Raw genomic sequence first — 13,047 nt, 5'->3', positions numbered from 1 at the left:
ACAATTAAGTCCTCTCTTAAGCTCCTGCCGTGATATTAAATTTAATTCCTTCTACTTTCTTTTGGATAACGAATAAATCCCAGTATTTACGCTCGTAGTAAAGGAATTTACCACCTGTTGCTGCGCTTGGTGTGTCTAAGTCAACGAATTCATATTGTTGTGGTGTAATAACAGATGCAGGGTGTACTAAAATCATGTTAATTTGTTTAGCAGTTGCATCAGGAACAGCACCGTTTGTGAAGTTGTAAGCTGTTTTCATGCGAGAAGATGAAACAACTTTGATAGCTACGTCTTCTAAAGAGTAAATGCTACGATTCACGTTACCATTGCTTGTTCCTACATCTAAGCTATGTTGGATTTCTTTCGCTTGTTTTAATAGCTTATTAACTTGTGGTGTTACATAAAGGATACGTCCGTCTTGCGGAACTTCCGCATCGTCCATTTCCATCATGAAATCATCGTAAGTGCTTAATACATTATCTACAGTTAATGCAGTTGTATTGGCAGTCTTTCCATTCGTAGTAAACTCAGAATACAGTTTTGAAGCTGCGTACTTGTCCATTTCAGGGATTTTTTGCTCATCATTGAATACACGAGTAATGTTAGCGATAGATAAAGCCATATTTGTTTCATCGATATCTTTTGGATCTACTAACGTACGGAACTCACGGTCATGGGCAATTGTTTTCGTTTCCCAATCATTATCAGCACGTCGAGTGTAGCTACCTACAACATCGCGGTCCACATCAACGAATCCACCTACTGTAATACGAGGGATTTGGATTGTCTTCGCATTAACCCATTTGATATTTTGGTTATTTGCTGTATTGTACAGATCAAAGAAGCTTAATCCTTGTGAAAACTTCTGTTGTAAAGCTTGTTGGTAATTTTGTGCGTAATTCGGTTTTGCCATTAATAAATCACTCCTAATTTTAATTTAATTGAATCTATTTAAATGCTGCAGCCCATTTCTCTGCTTCTGTCAGTACTTGTTTCTGATGCTGACCAGTTGTAAATGTCGGCTTTGGAGCACCTTGTGGTTCTTCCACTACACCTTTAAAATGTGGAAACTCCTCCACTACCATTTCAATAGCCTTTGTAATGTCTACATCATCACTAACCTTTGTTTTTGCTAGAGTAATAACTGCATTTAAGTTCTTTTCTTCTGTAATACCTGACTTAATTGCAGCGTTTTCTGCTTGCAAATTAAAAAGAGACTCATCTTTTTCTTTTAATTGAGTCTCAAAGGTTGTTAACTTTTCATTTGTTTTTTCTTGCTCAGTTTTTAATGATTCTTGATGAGTATTCCAATCGTTAACCGTTTGTTTCAGTTGATCTAAATTCTCTACACCAAGTTTCTTCAAGAATGTCGCTTCCTGCTTTTGTTTCGCTTCGTCCATCTGCTCTTGCGTAAAAGTGACAGGCGGTTGTACAGGTTGCTCCTGATTTACAGGCAGTGTATTTTCTGGTGTCGCCACATTTGGTTCACCTCCTTCCGGTGCAACTGGTGGATTATCTCCTCCTTCAGAGAAGAACTGCATTCCGTTTACTCGTAATCTAAATGCTTTTAGCATCGTAATTCCTCCTATACAATGTTTTCTCGGTTATATTGACGTTTGCGCTTCGTTTGATTTATGAATTCCCTCATAGCAGCTTGGCGTTGCGAAACCTTGTTCTTCGCTTCCTTCACGCCTTCTGGATCGCCTAACGCTTCCATAACCTTTACTTCTTTCTTCGCTTTTCTAATCTGCCGTTCCAGGTGTCTTTGCTTTTGGCTTTCCTTATATACTCTAGAGTTCTCCGCGGTGTCATACGGCACATAACGCTTCGTTGATTTACCTTGTATATAAGGATAGATGACATGACGACAATTCACGCCTAATAACCCTGCCGCTTCACCATATGATGTGCTAGAAAACGGAGGGTATCGTTTACTTTTACCACTCTTTGAAAAGATTTTCCCTTGAAACGGAGCACAACGCGGTCTCGCACCAAGGTGTGAACTAACTTCTATAAGGTCCACTTCATACTCATCCATACGAGTAATTTGCATCTCATTCGCTACATTTTGACTAACAGAACGAGTTATCATATTAACGTAACCTTCTGTACTCCACCGCTTCCCAGCTTTATCAATCAAAGCAGGGATTCCACGCTGCGACCACTCAGAAACCGTCTGTCTTAGTGCCTGTTGTGCTGTTATGACACCACCAAGAACTTTACCTACTGTTTTATTTAAGATGTCTAGATAAACCTGTTGAGACTGTTTGAGTATAGTGGTATTTACAAGATTAAATGTTTCTAAAGCTTGTCGCTCATAAGTATTAAGGATTCCTATTAGCGCAGCACTTGTATACATCGCTGGCGCGGCAGCTATGATTCCTGCTTGCGCCGCTTCTTGGTATAACAGTTCATGTTGTTCCACTGCTGTAAATCCAGCTGCTTCTAGCATCTTTCGTACTTCCTCAGATGTTTTACCGCTATAACGCGCAATTGTATTCATTTGTTGCTGATTTAACTTTCCTAGTTTATTCAATTGAACAATGCGCCAATGTTGATAATCGGTAAAATCCTCTGCGGTTAACAACAGTTCCCTGTCATACTTCAGCATTCTGGCCATATTTAAAAGCAACTCTTCTTCGATTGCATTGTAGATATCCACTACAAACATAGAGAGTTGCTGTAACTTATCAGGAGGGAGAGCCATTATCCTTCATCTCCTGGACTATTATTCTGTTGTTTATTGTTCATACCAAAGAAATCAACCTCTTCCGGCATAACCATCTTGTTCTCGTCTTGGATTTCCTCTAAGATCTTCGCTGCTTCTTGTTCAGAAACACCATGTATTTTCATGATAGCTTTTTTCTTACTTGTTAGGCCGTTTAGAACTAATGTAACCTGCTTATTAATCTCTGCTGTTTGGTCTTCTGCAATAGAATCATCAAACGTAACGGTAACTTCGTATTTATCAGTACTTTCGAACTCGTCATATAAAGCAGCGATTTCAATGATGATATCAACTAAATCACGAATACCATCTTCAACGACCGTTTCATGAGACTGCTTTGTTCTGAATGTCTTGGAGTTTTCACTAACAACTTCTGTTGCTGTTTTAACACCTTGTCCATCAAAACTAAATGCTCCAGCAGAAAAGCCGACTTGCATCGCTACATAGTTTAAAAGCGCATTGATAGCAGCCGTATGCTCATCAACACGTAATTCCACTGATATGTCTTGAATTTGCTTAGTGCCATCTTCAAAATTCATGGCTTCATATACTTCGTCAGTAGCATCAAAATATCTCAAGGGTATACCTGTTTGCGAATCAACAATGGTTCTAATTGCTGAAGTTGGAACCATAATACGTTTCTTACCAAAAACAAACTCTCGCTGAAAGCTATCGAAAGCAATATCGAGTGATTTTAATGTCCCTAAAGCATTAGCATAGATAGAGATACCAATCGGGGAGCTCATATCTAAGTTATTTGCTATATTCGGTTTGAAATAAACAAACGTTTGTTTAGATAGATTCTTGATACCAACTCTATCTTCCAAATTAGGATATAAAGTATTTAAAGGAACTTTTACACCTAATTCCCCTTGATTCTTGCTTTCATACAACTCGTTTTTAATTACATATTCTTCGCCCTCTACTAAGTGCCATTCAAGCAACGTATACTTCTTATCACCTTTAGAGATTTCATTTACAAACACACCTTCAGTGATATGCTTGTTATCCCATACAATGGGAATGAAGCAGTCTGCTGTGACAAAAGAAAGCTTAATCCCGTTGTCCCAGTAAACCTTTATAACCATTCCGCCTAAAGCGAAGTTATATTCTAGATACCTTTGGAACTCTTTAATGAAGTTGTTCTCGTCCAGAACATTCTTAATATTATCTGACAGTGTTTTATCAGAAATATTGATTGAGCACTTCTCATTGAATATAAGAGCAGCCATTTCCTGCGAGATGACTTTTGCCATGTTTAGCGATGCCATCTTTCTGCTCTTCTGCCCTTCAATCGTGTGGTACTTAACGTCATGCCACTCACCATAATACCCACTATATAAGGCTTTCCACATATCAATATGCTTGTAGGATTCCTCATTAACAGGTATCTCTTTTTTATCGGATATCTTCTTAATTCCTTTGATTAACCCCATTTTATATAGCCACCCCCTTACTTTTGCAACGATGTTTCCAAACACGTTCTCACCGCCTAATATTTTAATCCGAGTTTTTGTAAATTATCGTTAACATAGTATTGGAATGCATCGCATGTATGATCATCTATCTTTATAACTTTAGGATTATCACTTTGGAGAGTATCAGCATCCCATTGATACTTCTTATGTTCTTCAATAAAAATTTGATTAGCAGGTGTATTCAACACAAAAAAACGTCCCTGAGCTAATAAATCCTGGACGTTATCAATCATGTCTATTTTCTTTTTCTTTGCAACTGGGTGTAGCTTAATCCCATAATCTTTAAAGAATTGGTTACGGAGCGCCCCTTCTGCAGAATCGATTGTCTGTATATCAAAATATCTATTGTACATCTTGACTACACTATCCATCCATTCTTTCAAGTCCTTAGATAGTTCACTTGGAGCCTTTTTAACTACTTTATTAGCAGGACTGTAGTAATAAGCATCAAGCAAAATAACATTTCTTTTCTTAGTAAATCCAAGTGCTAGATGAGTAGTAGCTGATACTTGGTGACCAGTGTCAGTCGCTGTATCAATAAGAATAATATCATCATCTTTTGGAAGTTCATCGATCTCTTTAATATGATTCATGTTATAAATCATATCCCCTAAACCAATGACTTCACCTCCATACATCCAACGCCAATAATCTAAATCATGTTCCTTGTACTTCTCAATCTTCCTAATCATTTGCTGAGATAAGAATCCCTTTTTATCATCCATGTATGTTGAATGATGAATGAAATAATCATCATCTCCAGCTTTACTATCTAACCACTCATTAATCCAGCTGTAAGGATTTCTCGGTGGGTTATATGAGAAGTACACTTTTACTTCCTTACCTTCAATTTCTTGACGAATGAAAGTATCCTCAACAATATCTATGTCCTCAACACCAGCAAACTCAGCCGCTTCCTCGAACCATAGCGCCATGACGTATCCTTTTGCAATCTTAGCAGACTTAAGTTTCAACGGATCATCGCAGCCATAGAAGTAAAATGCAGTATTGGTTTTCTTATGCCTGATAATTAAAGGCGATTTACCAAAGTAAAACTCACTCTCTACACCAAGCATATAAATAGCCCACTTAATTTGCTCATATATAGAAGTAGATAGGTACTTACCAACCTTCCTTAAGCAGACTACATTACCTTGGTCATCCTCTAAAAAATCTGTTACAAGCTTCATAGAAATAACCGAAGACTTCATGGAAGAACGGCCGCCTTTTGCAACGATATGAGATTGTTCAGCAAGCCATAACGAATAGAAATTGACGTTCATTAAGTCCATGATATTAACTGTTTTGATCATTTTCCATCGCCTTTCTCATGGCTTCTTTATCGTTTACAATGATTACACGGCTGTTACTATTAGAGTCATCTGTAAGTTCTTTAATTTCAGCTTTCGTCTTCTCAACATTAACCTTCTGAATCTCCATCTGCATATGATGTCTTTCTTCTTCAATTTGTCGCTTGAAGTTATCAGGTACTAAATCGAAGTACTGAGCCAATTTGTCCAAAGCCTTCATTTTGTCAGCTAGTTTAACAGAAATCCCGTCGCGGCCTTGCTTTACTTCAGTAATAATAGAGCCATCTACCATATCATGATCTTGTAGGTCAACGAAATTCATCATTCTTGTAACAGTAGTTCCATCTTCACTTTCAAACTCTACTTCCCTTTGACCAAAGGTCACATAGTTAGTAATATCTGCAAAAGCAATCTTAATGTACTCTTTCAGCACATCCATTGCTTCCACAAATACATTTTCAACTAACTCGCCTTTCAGTTCTTTTATATAGGAAGAAACTCGTTCACGTCGTAATAATCGACTACTTTGCACATGAGCACTCTCTTTGGTATATCCAGCCTTGATTGCAGCTTGTGTACCATTGAAATATTTCACGTAATACAAACAAAAGAGCCGTTCCTTTTCAGTCAGCTCTTCATCTTCTAAAATCTCTTTTAGTTTCTCTTTTGTTTTGGGATTTTTAACATTGGTAACGCTCCTTTTCGCAATAGTAACGTTACCATTCATTTGTTCATCCCATTTATCTTGTGATTTCCACTTTCTGATTTGCGAAGGCTTGAGGTTTAACTCAGCTGCAATATCAATTAATGGCTTCTCACCTTTACTTGCTTTATACATTTCTAATGCTTTATCACGATCTGGGCTTCTTTGCCTAGCCATATTCACCACCTCGCGGTAATTCCTTTTGGGTTTTATTTTAAATCCAATTATTTTAATGTATAATTATATAAAAAGTCATAACTTTTAGAATTGGGGTGTCAATCATGAAAAGTTTCGGTGCATTAATAACATCTACTATCTTTTCAGTGCTTTTGGTATATTATAATGTCAATTCCTTTTATAATAAATTTACATCGGGTAATACATATTACTGGGTAAATGCTATCCTAGCTGTGTTATTCCTTATATCCTTAATTATTAACATAAAAGATATCATCAAGAAAAACTACACAACTTCTGAATCGAATTAAGGAGCCTATTATGGTTCCTTTTTCTATGCAAAATAAAAAAGCAGCGGATTCGCTACTTCGAATAATCCACTTTAAATTAACATCGATATCATAATAAATTATTAAAAATATCAGTATAGGTAAATAGAGAAGAATGTAAGCTTCTTACCTAACAACATATATTTATATTTAACTTTAATTTATTACAAAACAATCAATATGCATTTATACTCACATGTCACTATTGAACATTAGGTCTTTGTTAACTATCTCTATTTTTGTTCGTTGAGTTTGTTTGTTTTGTTAAATCGATATACAACTATTAACTCTATTTAATCAATAAATCTAATTATAACATTTTAAAGATTAATACATATAATAAAGTAGATTACTAGAAAGGAGGCGTAAACATGGAAAGTTGTGTTTTATTCGTAAATGGCCAACCATTTTTAGTTGTCAAAGTTGCTGGAATCGAAATTGCTAGAGTAGAGATTTCTCTTGATGTAGCATTATCTTTAATAGTATTAGGAATTCCGATTTGTGCTTAATGAATTGAACTTGTTTTTAAAAGAGGGCTTCGGCTCTCTTTTTTATGTTATCTCCTCACCCCCTTATCATCCATTATCAATCCAATTCCTTAACTTCCTTCGCCTTAATAAACTGAATCATGAGCGCTAAACAATATGTAAATCCTGTTCCGTATCCAATGAAGAAACTTAACAAACTCATTAATTCACTTCCTTCGCAAAATAAAATAAGACGCTATACCGATCACGGTAGCGCCTACGATAATTGCTATTGTTTTAATCATTATGTTTAATATTCTTTCCTTCTTCAAGGCATGCTAACTTTTCTAAAAGATCATAATAACTACCATAAGTATCTATAACTCCTTTGCATGGTCCCACTGTCAAAGCACCTTTAGAGTCTTGCTCTTTCCACTTCCTGCTAGCTTCTTCCATAATATATCCAAGTTGATGTATATTGTTAGCAATAAATCGTTGTATTTCGTCCATCATTCATCTTCCCTCCAGTTAAAACTATCCGCTTTTTATAATAAAAAGAGCACCCGTTTCCGCGAGCGCCCTTTGAAGGATTACGAGAGTCCTCATTAACAAAATTTAAAGTAGCTAAAGTTAATGAATTACAAGCAGTATATGCTTGTCCTATTCAAATAGTGCATAAAAAGAGAGCATCCATGGCAGTAGATGCTCTGTGTGATAAGGAGTTTACATTGAGTACTGAATAGGACCTAAGAGAGTTTGTCCTATACTTCAATATATGCTTGTCCCTCTTAAAATGTGAAAGAGGGCACTTCCCCAAGTAAGCGCCCTCCCTAGACATGGGGTAACATGTCGGAAACCTTTCTATACATTGTATAGTTATATACTTGTTCACATTCCTCATTATTATGTAATTTCTATATAACAAAGAAAAAAGCACCCGTTATGGATGCGATTAAATCTTTTCTATAACGTAAACCATCGTCTTTCTTGATGGTATATGATAAGAATAATCTTCGTTTTTATGACTGTATGTTTCGTATTTACCTATTACTTGAAACCTCTCAGCCTCAGATTCACCAAATTTTGATACATCATCGCATAAAATCATTAATTGTGTTCTATCAGTGTGCAACAAATTGGAAATTTGTCTATCGGTATATACTCCTCCTACCGCTAATTCTTCCAACGTTTCTACATATATCATAATCTCTTCACCTCTCCCGACCTATTTATTCTACAAAAACCATAAATATCCTTTTATTAGAATGAAATAAAAGCCGCCACCGAAGTGACAGCTCTATAAGGGGATGGGAGAAATTCACATTCACAAAAGGGGTATATATTAAGCGAATTTTAAGCCCACTGGCATTCTAGATGCTCTCAGGCTTTTCTCGATCACCGCACTTTATACTTTAAGCTACGCGCTTTGCGTCAGTGACCGAGAAAAGAGTGAAAGCTCTTTATATCCTTTAATTTGTACCAAGACGTATCATTTCTTCCGACGCCTTGCGTGAACCGACACAGTTTCAGGGGACAGAGGGGATGGTCTCTGCTGTATCGGCTCAAACAAAGAGCGGAAGCTCTCTGCCCTCGTTTTGGTCATTAGTAAGGATTGTGAGTAATTACTAATGTGAGGCGAACCGCTTGATTAAATTCAAAAATTGTTCTTATTACTTGTACCGGAAGCGTGCGATTCATTCAATCATATGAACCACCCACCTTCCATCTCCAACTCGGCATGTTGGAGGGTTTGTAAATCATAAACATGGCATCTAGTATTATATTTACTTTCAACTCAGAGAACGCATTCTGAGCTGAATGGTAAATACAATAGAAACAGTATGACGAATGCGAGCTATCTCACACCCGCCACACTGGAATATGTTTAGTTTGTTTTAATCATTTAATTGGTCTTTTCGTCTATTTGCGGATTCTTACCGCCCCTGCCCGCCCTTTTATGCGGTATACGTTACCGTGACATTCTCGCATAAGAACGTTTCACTTATAGGTGTACTAATCCTTTTCAATATGCGATTGTCAAAGGGCTGTCCAAAGCTCATTAAAGAGCTTGTAAGATAATGATACGGTGATTTGAACATCTAGATATCCGCTCCTTTATCGTTAATTTATCCGCATTTTATCCGTGTTTTCTACTCAACCTTTTCAACTCTAAAATCAACTTCATTTCTTCCGTACATATTACAATTGACAAGATAATCACTAATCAATTCATTGATATACTCTATTGTTCCACATCCATAAAAACTACCGTTTAAATATAGTCTATAGCGAAGTTCCATTTCTCAAATCCTCCTTATATAATCCGCAATGCTGTAGCAATAGCCATAATTGCGCTCTTCTTCTGATAGTAATACCAATTGTTTTCTAACGTCATTTGCGCCTTAATAGCCTTATCACTCATTAATCCATGATTTAGATACTTACGTTCAATAATCTCTTTCTGCTCTGAATCTAAAGAATGTTCTAGCGCTCTTTTGATTTGTAAGTACTTGTAATCGTTTATTTTCCTTGTATCACGCAGCTCCGGGAATAACTGAATACTTTCCCTTTCACATTCGCTTTGGTTCATCATACGGACAGATAGAGCCTTGTAATCTCGCAATACCTTCACTACTGCCTTTTGTATTAACTTATATTCCTCGTTGCTTATTTCTGGAAAGAATGATAATTGCTCCATCTGTAATCCCCCTATTTCTAATTTTACTATTTTCAAATTACATAAGGTATGTGAAATTTTAATACCTATCTTCTGAATAAGGGAACATTGCGCATTAACATAGCCCCCACCACACTATTGCGCATTGTTCCGCTATTCATTAGGCCTTTAAGATTTTACGTTTCTTGCTCTTCATTTTTTCTGCAGCTACTTTGATATTATCCGAAACTCTCTTGTAATCCTGGTCTGTCTGAATCATCCCATCTAACATAACTGGAATTAATCCTGTCTCATCGATGTATTGTAAGTAATCAACTGGTGCTCGTTCTGTTTGTTCTACCAAGTATCCATAAATATCAAAATCCGCTCTTGGTATAGACTTCTTACCATTCGGTTGATGAGACATCCTTACATAAGATTGAATTACTGATACCGGCACCAAGAATACTGTCTTATCCTTACTAAACTCAATAAGGAAGAAACACACTGCTCCCATCTTCTCCGCTTTCTCCAAGTAATCTAATTGATGTTGCGCAATGTTACTTAAATCAAACCGTGTTGTACACTCTGTAGATTTCGCTTCAAACGCAATAGCTCGTCCTTTATAAACACCGTCATAGTCCACCGTACTTTTAGCTTCATAGAATCCGTTTGTTACTTGACTACCTTTACTTTTAATTACCTTCACAGGAGTCGGACGCTTGTTTATAAGCGCCACCCCCTCTCTTTGATACATTTCATTTGATAGATTGATAAGCTTCTCAAAATGCATTCCTCGGTTTCCTAAGCCCATTGTTATTTCCTCGCTTTCTTTTTTTCTAATTTCCTTAGTTCTTCTTTTGATTCTTTGTATAGGTATTCCCACACTTCGTCCTCTGACATGTTTTTTTCTTTTGCGTAATTGTGAACTAGAGACTGTAGTGCCCATGTAATTGTCTTTGAATCTTTTTTCTCTTTCATTCTCCTAACCTCACTTTCTATCAAAGGATGATTTTGTTTAAATTTTACTTAAACTTTGCTTAACTTATATTAAAGATTCTCATCAATTTAAAAATCGTTATATAATGATTACAATAGAATATTAGGAGTGTTAAAAAATGCAAAGTATAATACTACTTATTGTTTTTGTATTTATAGCAATTTGTTCAGTTTTTTCCTTAGTAAATGAGTTTAAAAAGCCAAAGAAAGATGGGATTTTAATTTCAATTGAATTCCTGTTTTTTATAGGGATGATATTATTAGTAAAAGATATTTTAATTTACATGTTATAAATCCCCATCCCCTGAATAAAACTCAATATTCCGTCAATACTGTAGATACCCATTTCTTACCCATGACCTGAGCAGTTAGCTTTTGCTAGCTGCTCTTTTGTTTTCTGGACTCAATAAAGATAAGTCATAATTTGATTTCACGAATTCCACACACAACGCTTTATTTGTTCCGTTCCCTAAATACGTGTAGATCAATCTCATTTCTTCTTTGGTAAAGCTTGTCCCTAATAGCCAATTAAAACTTTTTAAGACTTTTCTAGACCAATATGGACTCAATCCTTTACTAATAAGTCTTGATAACCATGCGAATAACTTACATTTAAAATCCAGTTCGCTTTCTACACCCTCTAACCGAAAGTACAGGTTGTTTTTAGGTTCAAATATTAACTCATTACCACTGTTTACAAATGACTTAGGAAAGTACATTAACGCCTTATCCACTAATTCTTTTACCTCTTTATTCATTTCAATCCCCCCTTGAATAAACTCAACATCTTGGCATATAATGTCTATGCATCGAATCATCATTTTTGGAGAGAGCAGTTAGACTGGGCTAGCTGCTCTTTTAAATTAATGAACTGTCAATCAATATAGGATCATCTTTATATCCATTAAACTCCTCTTCCCATTTGTACTTTCTTTCTGTTGAGCATATTGCATTTAGTGTATTTGTAAATATCTCTAATGCTTGTTCTCTTGTTACTTCTGAAGGAGCTCCTTCTTCTTTTACCTGCTCTACACTATCACCAGCAACATTTTCTACATATATCCCAATCGCCTTTTCTGCATCCTCTGCTGCAATCAACGCATAGTATTCGTGATTATTAAACTCAAAGTATTTCATATCCATTCCCCTTTTCTACAAAATGAAATTTTTGTTTAGTTTTATAGCAATTCTTTCAAATTAATAGGCTCAACCATCAATTCTCTTTGTTCTTTTGCTGTACTTGTTCCTCCCCAAAACATTTCGCCGCTCCCGACAATAAAAGCTTCAATCGCCCCGCCTGTTCTGTATTCCGACTTGAAACCAACAGTATCCCCAAATCTAAATAACTTACCAGGTTCTAAATTTGCTAATCTAACTTTCACAGTGTCTCCTCTTTTCTATTCAAATAGCGTTTTTGTATTAATTTCTTGCACACTTTCCACAAACATTCGTAGAGTGTATGGAGAGAGAAATGATTCTAAAGGCACCGAATCTCCTCTTAAAGGAGCGTGAACTGTTGCACGCTCTTTCTTACATAAACACTTTCTTATTCAAATAACTATTTTGTTTAAAATTACTTATCCTTCAATCCGCATTGTTTCATAGCTTCTTTTCTAATTTTTGTAGCTAATTTTCTATCTTCATCGCTTAAATGAGCAAAGTTAGTGGATCGGATGTAGTAAAACCATTCGTATATTTGAAGCAACTCATTTTTATTTAATTTCATTTCCCTCTACCTCCCTGAATAAAACTCAATATTCCGTCAATACTGTGGATAGGCGATAGCCAGAACTCATTTAAAGTCCCTAACATTTCTCCTCGTTCCCCCTTGGAGAACCAGCCGAGCAGTTAGCTTTTGCTAGCTGCTCTTTATTGTTTGGGCACTTCTACCCAGACTCCGTATTTCATTTCCCACCCTTGGTTGTACAATTGGAATATTTGTTTTTCTATTTGAGACATTTTTCTTTCCTTTTGCTTTTCAAGATCTTGCAATTCCTTTTGTAAAGTTCTTATACGACTTTCGCATCCTTTAAGCACTTCCATATCTGTCTTTACATAATGCTTATAAGCTTCAATTCTTTTCTCTGACCACTTTTCCATATCCATTCCCCTTTTCTAATAAAATAGCGTTTTTATTAAAATCCCTTCCAATACTCGCTTCAAGTTGTTTATTTTTTGGCCAATTTCTTTGTTAAGAAAC

Annotated in this window: 20 protein-coding genes; 3 read left to right on the top strand and 17 right to left on the bottom strand. The window is 36.0% G+C overall.

The window, feature by feature from the left end:
• Positions 1 to 16 precede the first annotated feature (16 nt).
• From AAIE21_RS26455 to AAIE21_RS26430, 6 genes are read right to left on the bottom strand one after another with little or no spacing between them, the layout of a single operon-like run.
• On the bottom strand, positions 17 to 913 hold the full coding sequence (locus tag AAIE21_RS26455; protein WP_343269443.1) for a capsid protein: 897 nt from the start codon (positions 911 to 913) through the stop codon (positions 17 to 19).
• 34 nt (positions 914 to 947) lie between these two features.
• Positions 948 to 1,574 carry a hypothetical protein gene (locus AAIE21_RS26450; RefSeq protein ID WP_343269442.1) on the bottom strand — a complete coding sequence of 209 codons (627 nt, stop codon included), beginning with the start codon at positions 1,572 to 1,574 and terminating at the stop codon, positions 948 to 950.
• Between the two features lie 11 nt (positions 1,575 to 1,585).
• Positions 1,586 to 2,707: a phage minor capsid protein gene (locus AAIE21_RS26445; protein WP_343269441.1), complete on the bottom strand. Its 1,122-nt coding sequence runs from the start codon at positions 2,705 to 2,707 to the stop codon at positions 1,586 to 1,588.
• Entirely contained in the window at positions 2,707 to 4,209 is a 1,503-nt protein-coding gene (locus tag AAIE21_RS26440; RefSeq protein ID WP_343269440.1) for a phage portal protein, read from the bottom strand. The genes AAIE21_RS26445 and AAIE21_RS26440 overlap by 1 nt, the downstream gene beginning before the upstream one ends.
• Positions 4,210 to 4,220: 11 nt before the next feature.
• Positions 4,221 to 5,519 (bottom strand): PBSX family phage terminase large subunit, encoded by a 1,299-nt coding sequence (locus AAIE21_RS26435; protein ID WP_343269439.1) that lies wholly within the window; start codon positions 5,517 to 5,519, stop codon positions 4,221 to 4,223.
• A complete protein-coding gene (locus tag AAIE21_RS26430; RefSeq protein WP_343269438.1) occupies positions 5,503 to 6,396 on the bottom strand; it encodes a terminase small subunit in 894 nt (297 codons plus the stop codon). The genes AAIE21_RS26435 and AAIE21_RS26430 overlap by 17 nt, the downstream gene beginning before the upstream one ends.
• Before the next feature lie 104 nt (positions 6,397 to 6,500).
• Between AAIE21_RS26430 and AAIE21_RS26425 the strand changes: the two genes are divergently transcribed.
• Positions 6,501 to 6,707 carry a hypothetical protein gene (locus tag AAIE21_RS26425; RefSeq protein WP_343269437.1) on the top strand — a complete coding sequence of 69 codons (207 nt, stop codon included), beginning with the start codon at positions 6,501 to 6,503 and terminating at the stop codon, positions 6,705 to 6,707.
• Between the two features lie 389 nt (positions 6,708 to 7,096).
• Positions 7,097 to 7,234 carry a DUF3956 family protein gene (locus AAIE21_RS26420; RefSeq protein WP_343269436.1) on the top strand — a complete coding sequence of 46 codons (138 nt, stop codon included), beginning with the start codon at positions 7,097 to 7,099 and terminating at the stop codon, positions 7,232 to 7,234.
• A gap of 255 nt (positions 7,235 to 7,489) precedes the next feature.
• Here AAIE21_RS26420 and AAIE21_RS26415 read toward each other — a convergent pair whose 3' ends face one another.
• The 6 genes from AAIE21_RS26415 to AAIE21_RS26390 all read right to left on the bottom strand — a co-directional run bounded on the left by AAIE21_RS26415 (position 7,490) and on the right by AAIE21_RS26390 (position 10,829).
• Complete coding sequence (locus AAIE21_RS26415; RefSeq protein ID WP_343269435.1) at positions 7,490 to 7,705, bottom strand: hypothetical protein; 216 nt, start codon at positions 7,703 to 7,705, stop codon at positions 7,490 to 7,492.
• 439 nt (positions 7,706 to 8,144) lie between these two features.
• Positions 8,145 to 8,396 carry a hypothetical protein gene (locus tag AAIE21_RS26410; RefSeq protein ID WP_343269434.1) on the bottom strand — a complete coding sequence of 84 codons (252 nt, stop codon included), beginning with the start codon at positions 8,394 to 8,396 and terminating at the stop codon, positions 8,145 to 8,147.
• Positions 8,397 to 9,342: 946 nt separating this feature from the next.
• The gene (locus AAIE21_RS26405; protein WP_343269433.1) at positions 9,343 to 9,492 is read right to left on the bottom strand and encodes a hypothetical protein; all 150 of its coding nucleotides are present in this window, start codon (positions 9,490 to 9,492) and stop codon (positions 9,343 to 9,345) included.
• Between the two features lie 14 nt (positions 9,493 to 9,506).
• Entirely contained in the window at positions 9,507 to 9,890 is a 384-nt protein-coding gene (locus AAIE21_RS26400) for an ArpU family phage packaging/lysis transcriptional regulator (protein WP_343269432.1), read from the bottom strand.
• 139 nt (positions 9,891 to 10,029) lie between these two features.
• Positions 10,030 to 10,662, bottom strand: a complete 633-nt coding sequence (recU, locus tag AAIE21_RS26395; RefSeq protein ID WP_343269431.1) for a Holliday junction resolvase RecU — start codon at positions 10,660 to 10,662, stop codon at positions 10,030 to 10,032.
• A gap of 2 nt (positions 10,663 to 10,664) precedes the next feature.
• A complete protein-coding gene (locus AAIE21_RS26390) occupies positions 10,665 to 10,829 on the bottom strand; it encodes a hypothetical protein (RefSeq protein WP_343269430.1) in 165 nt (54 codons plus the stop codon).
• Positions 10,830 to 10,966: 137 nt separating this feature from the next.
• On the opposite strand from AAIE21_RS26390, the gene AAIE21_RS26385 reads away from it, so the two are divergent.
• Complete coding sequence (locus AAIE21_RS26385) at positions 10,967 to 11,140, top strand: hypothetical protein (protein ID WP_343269429.1); 174 nt, start codon at positions 10,967 to 10,969, stop codon at positions 11,138 to 11,140.
• 75 nt (positions 11,141 to 11,215) lie between these two features.
• Here the strand turns inward: AAIE21_RS26385 and AAIE21_RS26380 are convergent, their stop codons facing one another.
• From AAIE21_RS26380 to AAIE21_RS26360, 5 genes are all read right to left on the bottom strand, one after another.
• On the bottom strand, positions 11,216 to 11,605 hold the full coding sequence (locus tag AAIE21_RS26380) for a hypothetical protein (RefSeq protein ID WP_343269428.1): 390 nt from the start codon (positions 11,603 to 11,605) through the stop codon (positions 11,216 to 11,218).
• 100 nt (positions 11,606 to 11,705) lie between these two features.
• On the bottom strand, positions 11,706 to 11,984 hold the full coding sequence (locus tag AAIE21_RS26375; RefSeq protein WP_343269427.1) for a hypothetical protein: 279 nt from the start codon (positions 11,982 to 11,984) through the stop codon (positions 11,706 to 11,708).
• A 41-nt stretch (positions 11,985 to 12,025) separates the two neighbouring features.
• On the bottom strand, positions 12,026 to 12,229 hold the full coding sequence (locus tag AAIE21_RS26370) for a hypothetical protein (RefSeq protein ID WP_343269426.1): 204 nt from the start codon (positions 12,227 to 12,229) through the stop codon (positions 12,026 to 12,028).
• A gap of 191 nt (positions 12,230 to 12,420) precedes the next feature.
• Complete coding sequence (locus AAIE21_RS26365) at positions 12,421 to 12,573, bottom strand: hypothetical protein (RefSeq protein WP_176520128.1); 153 nt, start codon at positions 12,571 to 12,573, stop codon at positions 12,421 to 12,423.
• 143 nt (positions 12,574 to 12,716) lie between these two features.
• Complete coding sequence (locus AAIE21_RS26360; protein WP_343269425.1) at positions 12,717 to 12,947, bottom strand: hypothetical protein; 231 nt, start codon at positions 12,945 to 12,947, stop codon at positions 12,717 to 12,719.
• Positions 12,948 to 13,047: the final 100 nt, after the last annotated feature.

Origin of the sequence: Paenibacillus sp. 102, assembly GCF_039549175.1 — a bacterium.
Taxonomy (GTDB): domain Bacteria; phylum Bacillota; class Bacilli; order Bacillales; family Bacillaceae_G; genus Bacillus_A.
The sequence above is the reverse complement of the archived record's forward strand: the minus strand, read 5'-3'. Positions and strand labels throughout refer to the sequence as shown.

Excerpts from the sequence above, each read along its gene's own strand:
- AAIE21_RS26455 (WP_343269443.1), bottom strand. The coding sequence starts at position 913 with ATGGCAAAACCGAATTACGCACAAAATTACCAACAAGCTTTACAACAG.
- AAIE21_RS26450 (WP_343269442.1), bottom strand. The coding sequence starts at position 1,574 with ATGCTAAAAGCATTTAGATTACGAGTAAACGGAATGCAGTTCTTCTCT.
- AAIE21_RS26445 (WP_343269441.1), bottom strand. The coding sequence starts at position 2,707 with ATGGCTCTCCCTCCTGATAAGTTACAGCAACTCTCTATGTTTGTAGTG.
- AAIE21_RS26435 (WP_343269439.1), bottom strand. The coding sequence starts at position 5,519 with ATGATCAAAACAGTTAATATCATGGACTTAATGAACGTCAATTTCTAT.
- AAIE21_RS26430 (WP_343269438.1), bottom strand. The coding sequence starts at position 6,396 with ATGGCTAGGCAAAGAAGCCCAGATCGTGATAAAGCATTAGAAATGTAT.
- AAIE21_RS26425 (WP_343269437.1), top strand. The coding sequence starts at position 6,501 with ATGAAAAGTTTCGGTGCATTAATAACATCTACTATCTTTTCAGTGCTT.
- AAIE21_RS26420 (WP_343269436.1), top strand. The coding sequence starts at position 7,097 with ATGGAAAGTTGTGTTTTATTCGTAAATGGCCAACCATTTTTAGTTGTC.
- AAIE21_RS26415 (WP_343269435.1), bottom strand. The coding sequence starts at position 7,705 with ATGATGGACGAAATACAACGATTTATTGCTAACAATATACATCAACTT.
- AAIE21_RS26410 (WP_343269434.1), bottom strand. The coding sequence starts at position 8,396 with ATGATATATGTAGAAACGTTGGAAGAATTAGCGGTAGGAGGAGTATAT.
- AAIE21_RS26405 (WP_343269433.1), bottom strand. The coding sequence starts at position 9,492 with ATGGAACTTCGCTATAGACTATATTTAAACGGTAGTTTTTATGGATGT.
- AAIE21_RS26400 (WP_343269432.1), bottom strand. The coding sequence starts at position 9,890 with ATGGAGCAATTATCATTCTTTCCAGAAATAAGCAACGAGGAATATAAG.
- recU (WP_343269431.1), bottom strand. The coding sequence starts at position 10,662 with ATGGGCTTAGGAAACCGAGGAATGCATTTTGAGAAGCTTATCAATCTA.
- AAIE21_RS26390 (WP_343269430.1), bottom strand. The coding sequence starts at position 10,829 with ATGAAAGAGAAAAAAGATTCAAAGACAATTACATGGGCACTACAGTCT.
- AAIE21_RS26385 (WP_343269429.1), top strand. The coding sequence starts at position 10,967 with ATGCAAAGTATAATACTACTTATTGTTTTTGTATTTATAGCAATTTGT.
- AAIE21_RS26380 (WP_343269428.1), bottom strand. The coding sequence starts at position 11,605 with ATGAATAAAGAGGTAAAAGAATTAGTGGATAAGGCGTTAATGTACTTT.
- AAIE21_RS26375 (WP_343269427.1), bottom strand. The coding sequence starts at position 11,984 with ATGAAATACTTTGAGTTTAATAATCACGAATACTATGCGTTGATTGCA.
- AAIE21_RS26365 (WP_176520128.1), bottom strand. The coding sequence starts at position 12,573 with ATGAAATTAAATAAAAATGAGTTGCTTCAAATATACGAATGGTTTTAC.
- AAIE21_RS26360 (WP_343269425.1), bottom strand. The coding sequence starts at position 12,947 with ATGGAAAAGTGGTCAGAGAAAAGAATTGAAGCTTATAAGCATTATGTA.